12 protein-coding genes are annotated in these 15,785 nt (G+C 72.3%); 8 read left to right on the plus strand and 4 right to left on the minus strand.

Features of this window, described 5'->3' with window-relative positions; translation table 11 throughout:
- Positions 1-87: 87 nt before the first annotated feature.
- Positions 88-2,262 carry a DEAD/DEAH box helicase gene (locus ACIPY5_RS06060; RefSeq protein WP_400967895.1) on the minus strand — a complete coding sequence of 725 codons (2,175 nt, stop codon included), beginning with the start codon at positions 2,260-2,262 and terminating at the stop codon, positions 88-90.
- Between the two features lie 82 nt (positions 2,263-2,344).
- On the opposite strand from ACIPY5_RS06060, the gene ACIPY5_RS06065 reads away from it, so the two are divergent.
- The 4 genes from ACIPY5_RS06065 (at position 2,345) to ACIPY5_RS06080 (ending at position 7,108) form a co-directional block, all read left to right on the plus strand.
- On the plus strand, positions 2,345-2,764 hold the full coding sequence (locus tag ACIPY5_RS06065) for a pilus assembly protein CpaE (RefSeq protein ID WP_400967898.1): 420 nt from the start codon (positions 2,345-2,347) through the stop codon (positions 2,762-2,764).
- Positions 2,765-2,822: 58 nt separating this feature from the next.
- Positions 2,823-4,346 carry an ATP-dependent DNA ligase gene (locus tag ACIPY5_RS06070; RefSeq protein WP_400967901.1) on the plus strand — a complete coding sequence of 508 codons (1,524 nt, stop codon included), beginning with the start codon at positions 2,823-2,825 and terminating at the stop codon, positions 4,344-4,346.
- Positions 4,347-4,547: 201 nt separating this feature from the next.
- On the plus strand, positions 4,548-6,194 hold the full coding sequence (locus ACIPY5_RS06075; RefSeq protein WP_400967904.1) for a thiamine pyrophosphate-binding protein: 1,647 nt from the start codon (positions 4,548-4,550) through the stop codon (positions 6,192-6,194).
- 53 nt (positions 6,195-6,247) lie between these two features.
- Entirely contained in the window at positions 6,248-7,108 is an 861-nt protein-coding gene (locus ACIPY5_RS06080; RefSeq protein WP_400967906.1) for a PhzF family phenazine biosynthesis protein, read from the plus strand.
- A gap of 155 nt (positions 7,109-7,263) precedes the next feature.
- On the opposite strand, the gene ACIPY5_RS06085 is transcribed toward ACIPY5_RS06080, so the two are convergent.
- Positions 7,264-9,132, minus strand: coding sequence for an FAD-dependent monooxygenase (locus tag ACIPY5_RS06085; RefSeq protein WP_400967909.1), 1,869 nt, complete (start codon positions 9,130-9,132; stop codon positions 7,264-7,266).
- Positions 9,133-9,311: 179 nt separating this feature from the next.
- Between ACIPY5_RS06085 and ACIPY5_RS06090 the strand changes: the two genes are divergently transcribed.
- Complete coding sequence (locus ACIPY5_RS06090; protein WP_400967912.1) at positions 9,312-10,010, plus strand: IclR family transcriptional regulator; 699 nt, start codon at positions 9,312-9,314, stop codon at positions 10,008-10,010.
- Between the two features lie 10 nt (positions 10,011-10,020).
- Here the strand turns inward: ACIPY5_RS06090 and ACIPY5_RS06095 are convergent, their stop codons facing one another.
- Entirely contained in the window at positions 10,021-11,202 is a 1,182-nt protein-coding gene (locus tag ACIPY5_RS06095; RefSeq protein ID WP_400967915.1) for an FAD-dependent monooxygenase, read from the minus strand.
- 90 nt (positions 11,203-11,292) lie between these two features.
- Between ACIPY5_RS06095 and ACIPY5_RS06100 the strand changes: the two genes are divergently transcribed.
- On the plus strand, positions 11,293-12,003 hold the full coding sequence (locus tag ACIPY5_RS06100; RefSeq protein ID WP_400967918.1) for a TetR/AcrR family transcriptional regulator C-terminal domain-containing protein: 711 nt from the start codon (positions 11,293-11,295) through the stop codon (positions 12,001-12,003).
- A gap of 40 nt (positions 12,004-12,043) precedes the next feature.
- On the opposite strand, the gene ACIPY5_RS06105 is transcribed toward ACIPY5_RS06100, so the two are convergent.
- On the minus strand, positions 12,044-13,423 hold the full coding sequence (locus ACIPY5_RS06105) for an MFS transporter (RefSeq protein ID WP_400967921.1): 1,380 nt from the start codon (positions 13,421-13,423) through the stop codon (positions 12,044-12,046).
- 182 nt (positions 13,424-13,605) lie between these two features.
- Between ACIPY5_RS06105 and ACIPY5_RS06110 the strand changes: the two genes are divergently transcribed.
- Together ACIPY5_RS06110 and ACIPY5_RS06115 are read left to right on the plus strand one after the other, a co-directional pair.
- Positions 13,606-15,114: a fumarylacetoacetate hydrolase family protein gene (locus ACIPY5_RS06110; protein ID WP_400967925.1), complete on the plus strand. Its 1,509-nt coding sequence runs from the start codon at positions 13,606-13,608 to the stop codon at positions 15,112-15,114.
- A complete protein-coding gene (locus ACIPY5_RS06115; RefSeq protein WP_309339226.1) occupies positions 15,114-15,779 on the plus strand; it encodes a GntR family transcriptional regulator in 666 nt (221 codons plus the stop codon). The genes ACIPY5_RS06110 and ACIPY5_RS06115 overlap by 1 nt, the downstream gene beginning before the upstream one ends.
- The last annotated feature ends 6 nt before the right edge of the window (positions 15,780-15,785 follow it).

Genomic DNA, 15,785 nt, shown 5'->3' on the forward strand with positions numbered 1-15,785 from the left:
GGGCGCGTCTCCTCACGAAATCCCGGTGTGACGCGCCCCAAAACGCACGAACGCGCCCCGAACCGGGACACGACCGCGCCCCGCGAGTCACCCCCGCACCGCGAGCACGAAGGGCAGGACGCCGGTCGCACCCGCGCGGCGGAGGAGGCGTGCGGCGACGGTGAGCGTCCACCGGCTGTCGGCCATGTCGTCCACGAGGAGCACCGGCCCCGCGGGGACCTCGATGCCGTCCGTGCTGAGACGGTCCCAGACTCCGGCGAGACGGAAGACGCTGTTGCCACCGGGACCGCCGGTCGGCCCGCCGTCGGCGAGGCCGAGTTCGCCGAGATACGGCAGCCGGCCGATGCCCGCGAGACCTTGAGCCAGCGACGCGACGAGCCGGGGTCTCGATCGCGACGGCATCGCGACGACCGCGGCCGGGCGCTCCGCCCAGTCCCACTCGGCCAGCACGCGCACACAGGCGGCGAGCACCGAGGGAGCAACCGGCCCGTCGGCGGCGGCGGCCGCGAACAGCTCCCGCATCGTGCCACCCCAGCCCAGGTCGGTGAGCCGCGCGAGCGCGCGCCCCTCGCCTGACTGCTCCGCCGCGTCGATGCGGCCCCTGACCGGCACTCCGAGGCGGTCCGCTCCGGTCGGCCAGGCCCGCCGGGGTTCGATCGGCACGCCGACCCGGTCGAGGGAGGTCGTGGCGGCGGTCGCCGCGGCGGATCCGATCTCCGTCGGGAACCAGACGCCCGCGCAGTTGTCGCACCGCCCGCAGGCCACGGCGGTCGCGTCGTCCAGCGTGCGCTGCAGGAACTCCATGCGGCACCCGCCGGTCTGCTCGTACTCGATCATGTGCTGCTGCTCGGCGAGGCGCTCCGCGGCGATCCGGCCGTAGCGCTCGGCGTCGTAGACCCAGGGCTCGCCCGTGGCGATCCATCCGCCCTGCACCCGCCGCACCGCGCCGTCGACGTCGAGCACCTTGAGCAGCAGCTCGAGCTGGGTGCGCCGGATGTCGACCATCGCCTCGAGCGCGGGGGTCGACACCGGGACGTCCCCGAGCGCCGCGATCACGCGCTCGGCGCGCTCGCGATCCGGCATGGACGCGGTCGCGAAGTAGTGCCAGATGTCGCGGTCCTCCGCGCCCGGCAGCAGCAGCACGTCGGCGCTCTCGCTGGCGCGGCCCGCGCGGCCCACCTGCTGGTAGTAGGCGACCGGCGAGGACGGAGCACCCAGATGGAGCACGAATCCGAGATCGGGTTTGTCGAACCCCATCCCGAGCGCACTCGTCGCGACCAGTGCCTTCACCTCGTTGCGCTTGAGCATCGACTCCGACTCGGCGCGCTCCTCCGGATCCGTCTGCCCCGTGTAGGCGCGGACCTCATGTCCGCGTTCGCGCAGCAGGCGCGCCGTGTCGACCGCCGCGGCCACCGTCAGCGTGTAGATGATGCCGGATCCGGGCAGCTCGTCCAGATGGCTGAGCAGCCAGGCGAGCCGGCTGGGCGCGTCGGGCAGGCGCAGCACGCCGAGCCGCAGGGAGGACCGGGCGAGCGGCCCCCGGATCGTGAGCACTCCGGATCCGCCCCCGTCCCGCTCAGCCCCGGCCCGCTCGGATCCGGATCCGGACGGTTCGCCGTCCGCGTGCACGCCGCTCGTTCCGAGCTGTTCCGCGACGTCGGCCACGACCCGGCTGTTCGCGGTCGCGGTCGTGGCGAGCACCGGGACGTCGGCGGGCATCTGCGCGATGAGCTCGCGCAGCCGCCGGTAGTCCGGGCGGAAGTCATGCCCCCAATCGCTGATGCAGTGCGCCTCGTCGACCACGAGCATTCCGATCCGGCGCACCAGCGCGGGCAGCTGCTGCTCGCGGAAGGACGGGTTGTTGAGCCGTTCGGGCGAGACCAGGAGCACGTCCACCTCGTCGCGGTCGAGCTGCTCCAGCACGTCGGCCCATTCATGCGCGTTGGTCGAGTTGATCGCGACCGCCCGTACACCCGCGCGCTCGGCCGCCGCGATCTGGTCGCGCATGAGGGCCAGCAGCGGCGACACCAGCACGGTCGGCCCTGCCCCGGCCCGACGCAGGAGCAGGGTCGCGACGAAGTACACGGCGGACTTGCCCCAGCCTGTCCGCTGCACGACGAGCGCCCGGCGGCGATCGGCCACCAGCGCCTCGATCGCCTCGTACTGGCCGTCGTGGAACTCGGCGTCGGGGCGGCCGACGAGCGCGTGCAGTGCCTCAAGGGCCTCGTCCCTGATCCCGGCGGGGGCTGCGTGCGACGTCATCCCTCCACCTTGCCCTCTCCCGCGGACATCGCTCCACCGATGCGGTCCCGGCATAGTCTCGAAGGATGAGCAGGAGAGCGGCATGATCACCCGCGAGCTCGCGCTCGCCCTGCGTGACGCGGGTCTCGTCTGGCACCCGGCCGAGGGCGACCGCTTCCAGCTCGACCTCCCGGATGAGGCGGAGCCGGAGGCCGAGGCCGAGATCTACACCGTCAGCACGATGACGATCGAGGCCCGGCGGACGCCGACCGGCACGATCCTCGCGTTCAACGGCACCACCGAGTGGGCGCTCGATGCGGTGACGCTGGGCGATGCGGTCTGGCTCCCCCGCGAGGATCAGCTCCGCGACCTGCTGCGCGGCACGTTCCGCCGCCTCGTGCGGCTCGACGACGCCTTCCGCGTGGAGATCGAGATCGCGGGCGCGCGCTGGGGCTTCGAGCACCCTGATCCGTCCGAGGCCTATGGGCGCGCGCTGCTCGCGCTCGTCCGCCGCGCGTACTGAGGCGGCGCCCGCGCCGCCCGGGTCCCGCGATGTCGGAGCCCGGTGCGACAATGCCGTCATGAGGCTCAGCGAGCTCGTCACCGCGACCGGAGAGGCCGCCGCGACCTCGTCGCGCCTGGCGAAGATCGAGGCGCTGGCGCGGCTGCTGCGGGGCGCGGAGCCGGAAGAGCTCGCGCCGCTCGTCGGCCTGCTCCTGGCCTCGCCTCGACAGGGCAGGCTCGGCGTCGGGTGGCGCGGCATCGCCGCGATCGAGGCGGCGCACGCCGGGGCGGCGTCCCTGACCGTCGCCGACGTCGACCGCGCCCTCGACGAGCTGGCCGCGGTGGCCGGATCCGGATCCGCCGCCGCGCGCTCCGAGATCCTCACCGCGCTGGCCGTCCGCGCCACGGCGGCGGAATGGGACCTCCTCGCACGGGCGATGCTCGGAGAGCTGCGCACGGGCGCGCTCGCGGGCGTGCTGCTCGACGCGATCGCCCGCGCGTCGGAACGGTCCCCCGCCGCGGTCCGGCGGGCCGCGATGCTCTCCGGCGACCTCGGCGCGACCGCGGTCCTCGCCCTCACCGGCACGGCGGAGGATCTGGACGCCGTGGGGCTCGCCGTCGGCCGGCCCGTGCTCCCGATGCTCGCGGCGAGCGCCGCGACTCCGAGCGCAGCGCTCGAGATCACCGGCGAGGCCTCGGTCGAGTACAAGCTCGACGGCGCCCGCATCCAGGTGCATCGCCACGGCGACGACGTCCGGATCTTCACCCGCAGCCTCGCCGACGTGACGCACCGGCTCCCCGAGATCGTCGAGATCGTGCGCGCGCTGCCTGCCCGCGACCTCATCCTCGACGGCGAGACCCTCGCGCTCGACGAGGACGGCGGCCCTCGCCCGTTCCAGCAGACCATGTCGCGGTTCGGCGCCGACGCCGCGCGCGAGCTCGTGCTCCGACCGTGGTTCTTCGATCTGCTGCACGTCGACGGCCGCGACCTCCTGGACGAACCGCTCTCGCAGCGCCTCGCCGAACTCGAGCGCGTGGCCGGCCCCTGGCGCATGCCCGGCGTCGTCACCGCGGATCCCGAGGCCGCCGAGAGCCTGTCCCGGGAGGCGCTCGGCGCGGGGCACGAGGGGGTGGTGGTCAAGGCGATCGGATCCGCCTACGCCGCCGGCCGCCGCGGCAAGTCCTGGGTGAAGGTCAAGCCCGTGCTGACGTACGACCTCGTCGTGCTCGCCGCGGAATGGGGATCCGGCCGCCGCCGCGGCTGGCTCTCGAACCTGCACCTCGGAGCCAGGGATCCGGAGGGCGAGTTCGGCGAGCCCGGCGGGTTCGTCATGGTGGGGAAGACCTTCAAGGGGCTCACCGACGAGCTCCTGCGCTGGCAGACCGAGACCTTCCCCGAGTACGAGACGCGGCGCACGGGCGCTGCCGTGTTCCTCCGCCCCGAGATCGTGGTCGAGATCGCGATCGACGGGGTGCAGCACTCCCCGCGCTACCCCGGCGGGATCGCGCTGCGCTTCGCCCGCGTCAAGCACTACCGTCCCGACAAGACCGCGGCCGACGCGGACACGATCCAGGCCCTCCGCGCACTGCTGCGGGAGTGACCCGGCGCGACCGCACCGCTCGCCGGAAGCGCGATCCGCGCGCTCCTCCGGCGCTCGCTAGAATGAACGGGTCCGACGCTTGCGCGAACCGCTGCGGCGCCGGTGCTCGAAAAAGGGGCACGAAGCCCGCAGTGCGACGACGCGCTCCGGCGAGACACATACGGATCCTCTTTCCGTTGTCGTCTCGAAAGGCCGTTCAGCATGCCCACCGTCTCCGCGCACGTCGCCCTCACCCTCGCCCAGCACATCGACGCCGTCTTCGGCGTGATGGGCAACGGCAACGCCTATTTCCTCGACGCGATCGAGAAGCAGACCGGCGCCGCCTTCACCGCCGTCCGGCACGAGCAGGGCGCCGTCGTCGCCGCCGACGCGCACTTCCGCGCCTCGGGGCGGATCGCTGCCGCCACGAGCACCTACGGCGCCGGATTCACCAACACCCTCACGGCGCTCGCCGAATCGGTGCAGGCGCGCATCCCCCTCGTCCTGGTCGTCGGCGATGAGCCCACGAGCGGCCCGCGCCCCTGGGACGTCGATCAGATCGCCCTCGCCTCGGGCGTCGGCGCCCGCACGTACACCGTGGGCCGCGCCGACGCGGCGGCCACCACGGTCATCGCGATCGAGCACGCCCTCACCTACCGGGTGCCGGTCGTCCTGGCGATCCCCTACGACGTCGCCGCCCTCGAGGCGGGCGAGGTGCCCGCGGCCCCCGCCCCGCGCGTGCCCGCGCCGCTCGCTCCGAAGGGAGAGTTCGCGGAGGGGATGCTCGACCGCCTCGCGGCGGCCCTGCGCTCGGCGAAGCGCCCCTTCCTGCTCGCCGGCCGCGGCGCCTGGCTCGCCGGAGCCGGCGAGGCCCTGGGCGCGCTGGCGGATGCGACGGGCGCCCTCACCGCGTCCTCCGCCCTCGGCCGCGGAGTGTTCCCCGACCAGCGCTTCGACCTCGGCGTGACCGGCGGCTTCGGTGCCGAGGGCGCGATGGAGCTCATCCGCGAGGCCGATGTCGCGGTGGTGTTCGGCGCCTCGCTCAACCAGTTCACGATGCGGTTCGGGGCGCTGTTCGCCCCGGGCACACAGGTCTTCCAGATCGACGTGACCCCCGCGGCCACGCACGCGCACGTCGGCGGCTTCGTACGCGCCGATGCGCGGCTCGCGGCGGAGGCGCTCGTGTCGCGGCTGCAGGACGCGGAGGGATCCGGCTGGCGCGAGAGCGTCGACGTCCCCGCAGCGCGCGTCTACGAGGCCGGCGACGAGACCGCGCCGGATGGCAGGCTCGACCCGCGCTCCGCGGCGCGCCGCATCGCCGAGTTGCTCCCCGAGGACCGCGTCGTGGTCTCGGACGGCGGGCACTTCATCGGCTGGGCGAACATGTACTGGCCGGTCGCGTCGCCCGACCGGATGATGATGATCGGCACCGCGTTCCAGGCGATCGGCCAGGGCTGGCCGAGCGTCGTCGGCGCCACGCGCGCCCGCCCGGAGGCGACCGTGGTGCTCACCTCCGGCGACGGCGGAGGCCTGATGGCGATCGCCGACCTCGAGTCGGCCGTCCGCGCCGCAGGGGGCCGGGGCATGGCCGTGATCTGGAACGACGCCGCCTACGGCGCTGAGGTGAACCTGTACGGTCTCAAGGGCCTGGCCCGCGAGCCCATGCTCATCCCCCAGGTCGACTTCTCCGCCTTCGCCGCCGCGGTGGGCGCGGAGGGGGTCGCCGTGCGCACGCTCGACGACCTCGACCGCCTCGCCGCCTGGACCGCCGAGGATCCGGCGACCCGCCCGTTCCTCGTGCTCGACCTGCGGATCTCGGGCGAGGTGATCGCGCCGTACCAGGAGGAGATCATCCGGGTGAACTCCTGACGCGTCGGGCGATCCGGGCCACCCGGATCGCCCCGCGCCCTAGGCTCGATCCCATGAGCGACAGCCCCGAGGTCCTCCGCTACGCCGCCTTCGCCGATGCGCCCGAGGGCGGCAACCCGGCGGGTATCGTCCTCGGCGCCGCCGCGCTGACCGACGCCGAGATGCTGCGGATCGCCGCCGAGGTCGGGTATCCGGAGACCGCGTTCCTGCTCTCCTCCGCGACCGCCGACGGCATCCGCCGGCACCGGGTCCGGTACTGGTCGCCCGCCGCGGAGGTGCCGTTCTGCGGGCACGCGACCGTCGCGACCGCCGTCGTGCTCGCCGAGCGCGAAGGCCCCGGCGCAATGGTCTTCGACACGCCCGTCGGCGAGGTCGCGATCACCGCGGCGTCAGCGCCGGGCGGGATCGAGGTCTCGTTCACGAGCGTCGAGCCGACCGTGCGCGCGCTGGATCGGGAGATCCTCGACCGAACCCTCGACCTGCTCTCGCTGCGCACCGAGGACCTGGATCCGGCCCGCCCGCCGCGGGAGGCGTTCGCGGGCAACTGGCACCCCGTGCTGGTGCTGCAGGATCCGGAGATCTTCCACCAGTTCCGGTTCGCGCCGGAACCCGTGGCGGAACTCATGCTCGCGCAGGGCTGGACCGGCACGATCACCGTGCTGCATGCGCTGTCGGACGGGGAGTTCCTCGCGCGCAACATCTTCCCCGTCGCGCGCATCACGGAGGATCCGGCGACCGGCTCCGCCGCCGCCGCGACCGGCGCCTACCTGCGCGCGATCGACCGCGTCCCGGAGGGCCGCATCGCGCGGATCCACCAGGGCGCGCACGTCGGCCGCCCGAGCCTGCTGACGGTCACGATCCCGGAGTCCGGCGGCATCGTCGTGACCGGTGGCGCGACCAGGATCCCGGGCTGAGTCCGCCCCCGCCGGCCCGGTTCCGTACCGTGTCCCACTTTCGGCTCTGATTCGGCCTGTTTCACAGCCGGAAGTGGGACATCACCCGGCCGGAAGTGGGACACGGTGGGACACCAGCCCCGGCACCAGCGCGGCGGGCACAGCCGGGCCGGGACTCAGGCCTCCAGGAAGGCGCCCTCCAGGAACGAGGCGAGCTCGTCCACGCCGTCGAGCGGCAGGATCGCGGCGACGTACTGGTCCGGGCGGACCACCACCACCACGCCGTCGCGGGACAGCTCTCGCTCGGCGAAGATGTCCGTCGTCGACCAGTGCGAGGGCGCCGCGGCGTACAGCTTCTCCCAGTCGGTGAGGCCGAGCGGGCCGGTCTTCGGCTGGAACAGCGCCGGCGCGGTGGTGACATCGAGGTCCTCGTAGGACTGCTGCGAGATCGCCTTCACGTCGAACACCGCGTCCACGTCGCCGTCCGCGGGGGTGAAGCGCGCGAACACGGGTGTCGCGGCCTCGGCCCAGGCGTCGAGCCCGACACCGGCGGCGTCGCCGAACGCGTACACGCGCCAGCGGCCGTCGGCCTTGGCGTGGTGGCCCAGGTGGATGACGTTGCCGTCCGAGACGCGCACGACCTCGGCGCTCTTGAAGCGCTTGCCGAGCGGGAAGCCCGCGGCGAGCGCCTGATGCGCGTCGGATCCGGTGATCATCGACGAGGTGTACTGGGTCATGAACCCGGAGGGGAACTCGGCCGTGGCCAGGTAGTACTTCGCCAGCTCCTGCGGATCCGAGATCTCCTCCGGCTTGCGCGCCATGAGCGAGGACCACTCGCGATCGAAGTCGATGAGCTGCTGGGCGACGGGATGCCGCTCGGCGCCGTAGGTCGACAGCAGCGCGGCGGGGGCGCGACCGGTGAGCACCGAACCGAGCTTCCAGCCGAGGTTGAAGCCGTCCTGCATCGACACGTTCATCCCCTGTCCGGCCTTGGCGCTGTGCGTGTGGCACGCGTCGCCGGTGAGGAAGACCCGCGGCGCGGCGGCGGATCCGGGATCCACGTCGTCGAAGCCGTCCGTGATCCGGTGCCCGACCTCGTAGACGCTGTGCCAGGCGACCTGCTTCACGTCGATCGCGTAGGGGTGCAGGATCTCGTTCGCCTTCGCGATGATCGCCTCGATCGGCGTCGCGCGCACGGCGTGGTTGTCGTCGGCCGCGACCTCGCCGAGGTCGATGTACATCCGGCTGAGGTATCCGCCCTCGCGCGGGATGTGCAGGATGTTGCCGGCCTCGGCGTTGATCGCGCACTTGGTGCGCCAGTCCGGGAAGTCGGTGTTCACGAGCACGTCCATGACGCCCCAGGCGTGCGCGGAGATCCCGCCGACGTGCTTGCGTCCGATGGCCTCGCGCACGCCGCTGCGAGCGCCGTCGCAGCCGGCGACGTACTTGGCGCGGACGGTGCGCTCCTCGCCTTCGCGCTCGCCGGCGACGTGGCGCACCCGCACCTCGACGGGGTACTCGCCCTCGTCGTGCACGGTGAGGCCCAGGAACTCCACGCCGTAGTCCGGCACGATCCGGCCCGGGCCGTCGGCCGCCGCCTCGGCGAAGTAGTCCAGCACGCGCGCCTGGTTGACGATCAGGTGCGGGAACTCGCAGATGTCGAAGGCGTAATCGGCGGTGCGTGCGGTGCGGACGATGTTCTGCGGGTTCTCCGGATCCGGGCCCCAGAAGTTCATCCAGCCGATGTTGTAGGCCTCGGCGACGATCCGCTCGGCGAAGCCGAACGCCTGGAACGTCTCGACGCTGCGCGGCTGGATGCCATCGGCCTGCCCCAGCACGAGGCGGCCGTCGCGGCGCTCGATGATGCGCGTCGTGATGCCGGGGTACTGCGACATCTGCGCGGCGAGGAGCATGCCCGCGGGGCCGGATCCGACGATGAGCACGTCGACCTCGTCGGGAAGGTCCGCGGGCCTGTCGACGCCGGTGCCCGCGGCGGGGAGCACGCGGGGGTCATGGGAGACGTATCCGTGGTGGTGGAACTGCATCGTCGTCGATTCCTTCCTGACGGCGCCGTCGGGCTCGGTTCGGGCTGGTGCGCGGTTCTTGCGCCTCACGAGAGCGTCTTGCGCCTCGTGATGTCGTGTTCTATATTCGAACATGACGTTCTACTATTGAACACAGGCTATCCGAGGTCGCCCCGGCGATCAAGACGCGAGGAGTATTCGTGGCCGACGCCCCCGCTTCGCAGACCCTGAGCCGAGGCATCCGGATCCTGGAGGTCCTCGCCGACGCACGCGCACCGCTCTCGATCGACGAGATCGCCGCGGAGCTGGGCGTGCACCGCTCGATCGCGTACCGCCTGCTGCGCACGCTCGAGGATCACGGGCTCGTCTCGCGCGACGCCTCAGGACTCGTGGCACTGGGCGCGCGCATGGCCGCCCTCGCGGCCGGCGTCGCAAACGATCTGCAGGCCGAGGCGCTCCCCGAGCTCACCGCCGTCGCGAACGAGCTCGGCATGACCTGCTTCCTCGCGGTGCTCGACGGCGAGGAGTGCATCACGCTCGTCAGCGTGGAGCCTCGCCACGCGGTCGCCAGTGTCGCCCAGCGCCCCGGCGCGCGGCATTCGGTCACGGTGGGCGCGCCGGGCAAGGCGATCCTCGCCCAGCTCACCGATCAGGACTGGCCGTCGAGTGCCGGGGCGGCGCTGCATGCGGCCGCCGCCGGAGTGCGCACCGCGGGATACGCCACGAGCCACGACGAGGTGATCCCCACCGTGCAGTCCGTCGCGGTGCCGCTCGCGCTGCGCGGACAGCGCCCGGCGGCGATCGCCGTGGTGCATGTCGCCACGGATCGCACCGACGCCGAGATCGCCGCGCGCCTGCAGCGCTCCGCCACGACGATCCGCGACGCGCTCGGGGCCTGAACGCCTCGCGTCACGCCAGCCCGTAGTCCGGGATGCTGTCGTCGGTCGCGAACGCCTCGGTCATCCACATCATCGCCCGGCGCATCAGTCCGTTCGAGAAGGTCCAGTCCCGCATCCGGATGCGCGCGGCGGACGGCGGCGCGAGGAACGGGCCGGCGTTGCCCGTGCGCGCGATCTTCGTGGGCTTGCGCATGCGCCGGTCGTAGGCCGCGAACGCGGCCTCGTGGTCGCCGCGCGCCGCGACCAGCTCGCCCGCGAGCACCGAGGCGCCGAGCAGCGCGAGCCCGGTCCCGAATCCGCCCAGCGTGTTCGCATAGCCGGCGTCGCCGACGAGAGCCATGCGGCGCCGCGTGAACGCCCTCATGCGCGTGCGCGTGAGCGCGTCCAGATAGAAGTCGGGCGCCGTGCGCGCCGCTTCGACCGCGGCCGGGATCCGCCACCCGCCATCCGCGAAGGCGGCGGCGAGGAACGCCCGCTGCGAATCCGTGTCATGGCGGTCGTAGTCGGCGCGGTCGCTGCGGAACACGAACAGCGCGGGGGCCTTCTGCCCGCCGAGCAGCACGAGCCGGTTCGGACGGTTGTGCCCGTAGGCGACGGCCCGCCCGCTCGGCAGCACCGTCGGCAGTCCGTCGAGGGGAACATGCCCGCTCGCGACCGCGTAGAAGTAGCCACGCGACTCGACGAAGTCCCGTTCCGGACCGAATCCGAGCCGGCGCACCGCCGAATGCACGCCGTCGGCGCCGATCACCAGGTCGAAACGTTCGGCACCACGTCCCGCGAACGCCACGTCGACGCCGAACGGCGTCTCCGAGACCGAGGTGATCTCATCACCGAAGACGTACTCCGCATCGCTCGCCGAGTGCGCGTGCAGGATCGCGGCCAGATCACCCCGCAGGATCTCGATGTCGCCGCCGATGAACTCGCCCGGTACGACGGCGTTCACGCGATCGGCGTCGTCGACCATCCGCCAGTCGGTCTTCGCGGTCTGCCGTGCGCGGACCTCCTCGAGGATGCCCATGCGGGCGAGGAGATCGAGATGGGTGCGGCCCTTGAAATCGACCGCCTGCCCGCCGGGACGCACCCCGGGAGACTTCTCGACCACGGTCACGTCGAACCCGTTGCGGCCCAGCCAGCGAGCCAGGGCGGGCCCGGCGATGCTCGCGCCGGAGATGAGGATCTTCTTCGTCGTCATGATGCGTCCCTCGTTCGAGAATTAATTGCGTCCTTCAGACACAATAACTATCCGCGTACGATGGACGCAATAACTTCGAGGAGATCGACGATGACATCCGCCGACGACACCGTCCCCGCGGGCCCCGGCGTGCTGTGGACCGCGACCCCGACGGGGCGACGCGGCCCGAAGCCCCGGCACTCCCTGGAGGGCATCGCGGAGGCGGCGATCGCGATCGCCGACGCCGAGGGGCTCGAGGTCGTCACGATGCAGCGGGTCGCGGAGAGCCTCGGCACGACGAAGATGGCCCTGTACCGCTACCTGCCCGGCCGCGCGGACCTCGACGCCGTGATGCTCGACAGCGCGCTCGGCGCCCCGCCGCCGCCGCGCGGCGAACGCTGGGACGATGCGCTCGTCGCCTGGACCGGCGCGTTGTTCGCGCGAGCCCTCGAGCGCCCTTGGTCGGTCGAGCTCGCCCAGCGACCGCACACCCCCGGCCCGCAGGAGCTCGCCTGGTACGAGACCGGACTCGCGGCCACCGATGGACTGCCGCTGACCGCCGGAGAGCGCCTCGATCTGCTGGCCCTGCTCTCCGGGCATGCCCTCTCGCTCGTGCGTCAGGAAGCGGGCGCCCGGGCGGCAGAGGAGGAGCTCGCCTCGGGCCTCGCCGCCGTGCTCGAGGCGCATTCGGACCGCTTCCCGCGCACCTCCGCCGCCTTCGCGGACGCAGGACGCGCGGAGCAGAGGGATGACGCGTTCCGGTTCGGCGTGCGACGAGTGCTCGCCGGCATCGCCGCCCTGGTCGCCGAACGCGAGGCCTGAGCGACGCGGGCGCGGAGGGCTCTCCGCGCCCGCCGGCGCCTCAGGCCCTGGACATCCCGTAGATCGGGCTGACGGTCTGCTCGGCCTCGGCCTCCGGCCCGAGCGGGATGCCGCTGCGGTCGCGCAGCAGGAGCGTCGCGATGAGGCCGATCACGGTCATCCCGGCGAGGTACCACGTGACCGCCATGGTGGATCCCGTCGCCTGCACGATCGCAGTCGCGATGGTCGGCGCGAAGGCACCTCCGACGATGGCCCCGATCGCGTACGAGATCGAGACTCCGGAGAAGCGGATCGAGGCAGGGAACAGCTCGGTGTACAGCGCCGCCTGCGGGCCGTAAGTGAATCCGAGACCGATCGTGAGGATCGCAAGGGCCGCGAACAGCAGTCCGACCTGCCCCGTGTTCACCAGCGGGAACAGCGTGAACACACCCACGAGCTGCAGGATCCAGCCGACGATGTAGGTGGACCGACGCCCGATCCGGTCCGAGATCCAGCCTGCGACCAGGGTCGACAGCAGCCAGGTGACGGCGGAACCCGCCACAGCCCAGAGCACGGGACCGCGGTCGAGCTTGAGCGCGCCCTCGGGGTTGGTCGCGTATCCCTGGATGTACCCGCCGGTGGTCATGTAGCCGACCGCGTTGTTCCCGGCGAAGACCAGGGCGGCGATGATCACCAGCAGCAGATGCTTGCGGAAGAGCTGGACGATCGGCATGCTCGCGGCTTCCTTGCGCTCGGCGAGCTCGGTGAACACCGGACTCTCCTCGACCCGGCGCCGCACGTAGTAGCCGACCACGATCAGCACCACGCTGAGCAGGAACGGGATCCGCCAGCCCCAGGACAGGAACTGGTCACCGGGTGCGACCAGCGCCATGATCGCCATCACGCCGGAGGCGATCAGCAGACCCAGCGGCACGCCGATCTGCGGAGCCGCGCCGAAGATTCCGCGCTTGGCCTTGGGAGCGTGCTCGACGGCCATAAGCACCGCCCCGCCCCACTCTCCACCGGCCGAGATCCCCTGGAGGATGCGCAGCAGCACCAGCAGGATCGGGGCCGCGACACCGATCGCGTTCGCATCGGGCAGCACGCCGATCAGCGCCGTCGCGGCGCCCATCAGGATCAGCGTCCACATCAGGACGGCCTTGCGACCGAACTTGTCACCGAAGTGGCCGGCCAGGAAGGCGCCGAGGGGGCGGAACAGGAAGCTGACGCCCACCGTCGCGAACCCGACCAGCGCGCTGTTGGCGCCGAGCTCCTTGAAGAAGAGCTGGCCGAACACCAGTCCCACGGCGGTCGCGTAGATGAAGAAGTCGTACCACTCGACCGTGGTGCCGATCACGGTGGCGAAGACCACCCGCCGCCGATCGGCGGCTGAGGCGATGGTGCCGGTGGGCGTGAAGCCCGGGGAGGATTCTGCGGACATGCTGTCTCCTTTGCATGGGACGTCGTCGTCTTGGCCGACATCGTCGTCGTGCCCGTCACGGGGATCCAGGATCCTGCGGACGGATCCGAATCCCGTGCTTGCCGGGCTCGACACGATGATATACGATTTCGAATACGAAGCCAAGGATCCCTCCTTGGCCCCCACCGCGCGAGGAGGCGCCCATGTCCGCACCGATCGACCGGCCCGGCAAGATCATCGCGATCCACCTCAACTACCGCTCCCGTGCCGACCAGCGCGGACGCACGCCCGCCTCCCCCTCCTACTTCTTCAAGCCGTCCTCCTCCGTGGCCGGCACCGACGGCGTCGTGGAGCGCCCCGCCGGCACCGAACTGCTCGCCTTCGAGGGCGAGATCGCGCTGATCATCGGCACCGCCGCGCACCGCGTGAGCGTCGAGGACGCCTGGTCGCACGTCGCCTCGGTGACCGCCTCGAACGACCTCGGCCTGTACGACCTGCGCGCGAACGACAAGGGCTCGAACGTCCGCTCCAAGGGCGGTGACGGCTACACCCCGATCGGCCCCGACCTCATCCCGGCGGCCGAGGTCGACCCCGCCGCGCTGCGCGTGCGCGCCTGGGTGAACGGCGACCTGCGCCAGGACGACGAGACCAGCGGACTGCTGTTCCCTCTCCCGCAGCTGATCGCCGACCTCTCCCAGCACTTCACGCTCGAGCCCGGGGACATCATCCTCACCGGAACCCCGGCCGGATCCAGCGTGATCGTCCCCGGCGACGTGGTCGTCGTCGAGGTCGACGCCCCGCACTCCCCCAAGACGCTCACCTCCGGCGGACTGCGCACGACGGTCACGCAGGGCACGGTCGCCTTCGACGGCGCCCTCGGATCCCTGCCCGCCGTGGACGACCTGCAGCGCGCAGAGGCCTGGGGTTCGCGCGAGGAGGCCGGACTGCCCGCCGAGGACGCGCCGGAGGCGCCCGCCGCGCCCGCGACGGCGCCGGGCCTCGACCCCGGGCTCCGCGCCAAGCTCGTCGCCGCACCGACCGCCGGCCTCAGCGCTCAGCTGCGCAAGCGCGGCCTGCACGCGTGCTTCATCGACGGCGTCTCGGCCAACCTGCCCGGCGCCAAGATCGTCGGCACCGCGAAGACGCTGCGCTTCGTCCCCGCCCGTGAGGACCTCTTCGCCCGTCACGGTGGCGGCTACAACGCGCAGAAGCGCTGCTTCGACGCCGTCGACGAGGGCGAGATCATCGTGATCGAGGCCCGTGGCGACGCCACCACGGGAACGCTCGGCGACATCCTCGCGCTGCGCGCCAAGGCCCGCCGCGCCGCCGGCGTGGTCACCGACGGCGGCGTGCGCGACTTCGCGGCGGTCGCGGAGATCGGCCTGCCCGTGTTCTCGCAGGGCGCGCACCCCTCCGTCCTGGGCCGCAAGCACGTGCCGTGGGACGTCGACGTGACGATCGCCTGCGGCGGCGCGACGGTGCAGCCGGGCGACGTCATCGTCGGCGACGGCGACGGCGTGATCGTGATCCCGCCCGCCCTCGTCGAGGAGGTCGTCGATGCGACCCTCGCCCAGGAGGACGAGGACGCCTGGATCGCCGAGCAGGTCGAGGCCGGACACCCGGTGGACGGGCTCTTCCCGATGAACGCCGCGTGGCGCGCGAAGTACGACGCCGCCCGCGGGGCCGACGCCGGGACCGGAACGGGCGCCTGATGGCCGAGGTCCTCGTGGGCAGCAAGTCGGAGCAGGCGTACGCCTGGATCCGCGCACGCATCGCCTCCCACGCCTACGGACCGGGCTTCCGCCTCGTGCTCGGCACGATCGCGGATGAGCTGGGCATGAGCGTGGTCCCGGTGCGCGAGGCGATCCGCCGGCTCGAGGCCGAGGGGCTCGTCACGTTCGAGCGCAACGTCGGCGCGCGGGTCACGCTCGTGGACGAGAGCGAGTACGCGCACACCATGCAGACCCTGGGCCTGGTGGAGGGCGCGGCGACGTCGCTGTCCGCCCCGCTCCTGGACGCGGCGGCGCTGGATCAGGCGCTCGAGGTCAACGACCGGATGACGCGCCTGCTCGAGAACTTCGACGCGCACCGGTTCACCGAGCTGAACCGCCAGTTCCACTCCGTGCTCTACGAGCCCTGCCCCAACCCGCACATCCTCGACCTCGTGCACCGCGGCTGGGCGCGTCTCAGCGGCATCCGCGAGTCGACGTTCGCCTTCGTCCCCGGACGCGCGGAGCACTCCGTCGAGGAGCACATCCAGATCGTGGAACTGATCCGCACCGGCGCGGATCCGCTCGAGATCGAGCTCGCCGCCCGCAATCACCGCTGGCGCACGCGCGACGCGTTCCTCGCGGCGCTGCACCCCGAGATCCTCTGACCGCAC

The sequence above is a fragment of the Microbacterium sp. NPDC089698 genome (assembly GCF_044749045.1).
Classification (GTDB): Bacteria; Actinomycetota; Actinomycetes; order Actinomycetales; family Microbacteriaceae; genus Microbacterium.

Coding starts and splice junctions, on each gene's coding strand:
- ACIPY5_RS06095 (WP_400967915.1), bottom strand. CDS start 11,202: ATGACGACGAAGAAGATCCTCATCTCCGGCGCGAGCATCGCCGGGCCC.
- ACIPY5_RS06105 (WP_400967921.1), bottom strand. CDS start 13,423: ATGTCCGCAGAATCCTCCCCGGGCTTCACGCCCACCGGCACCATCGCC.
- ACIPY5_RS06100 (WP_400967918.1), top strand. CDS start 11,293: ATGACATCCGCCGACGACACCGTCCCCGCGGGCCCCGGCGTGCTGTGG.
- ACIPY5_RS06110 (WP_400967925.1), top strand. CDS start 13,606: ATGTCCGCACCGATCGACCGGCCCGGCAAGATCATCGCGATCCACCTC.
- ACIPY5_RS06085 (WP_400967909.1), bottom strand. CDS start 9,132: ATGCAGTTCCACCACCACGGATACGTCTCCCATGACCCCCGCGTGCTC.
- ACIPY5_RS06070 (WP_400967901.1), top strand. CDS start 2,823: ATGAGGCTCAGCGAGCTCGTCACCGCGACCGGAGAGGCCGCCGCGACC.
- ACIPY5_RS06075 (WP_400967904.1), top strand. CDS start 4,548: ATGCCCACCGTCTCCGCGCACGTCGCCCTCACCCTCGCCCAGCACATC.
- ACIPY5_RS06065 (WP_400967898.1), top strand. CDS start 2,345: ATGATCACCCGCGAGCTCGCGCTCGCCCTGCGTGACGCGGGTCTCGTC.
- ACIPY5_RS06060 (WP_400967895.1), bottom strand. CDS start 2,262: ATGACGTCGCACGCAGCCCCCGCCGGGATCAGGGACGAGGCCCTTGAG.
- ACIPY5_RS06115 (WP_309339226.1), top strand. CDS start 15,114: ATGGCCGAGGTCCTCGTGGGCAGCAAGTCGGAGCAGGCGTACGCCTGG.
- ACIPY5_RS06080 (WP_400967906.1), top strand. CDS start 6,248: ATGAGCGACAGCCCCGAGGTCCTCCGCTACGCCGCCTTCGCCGATGCG.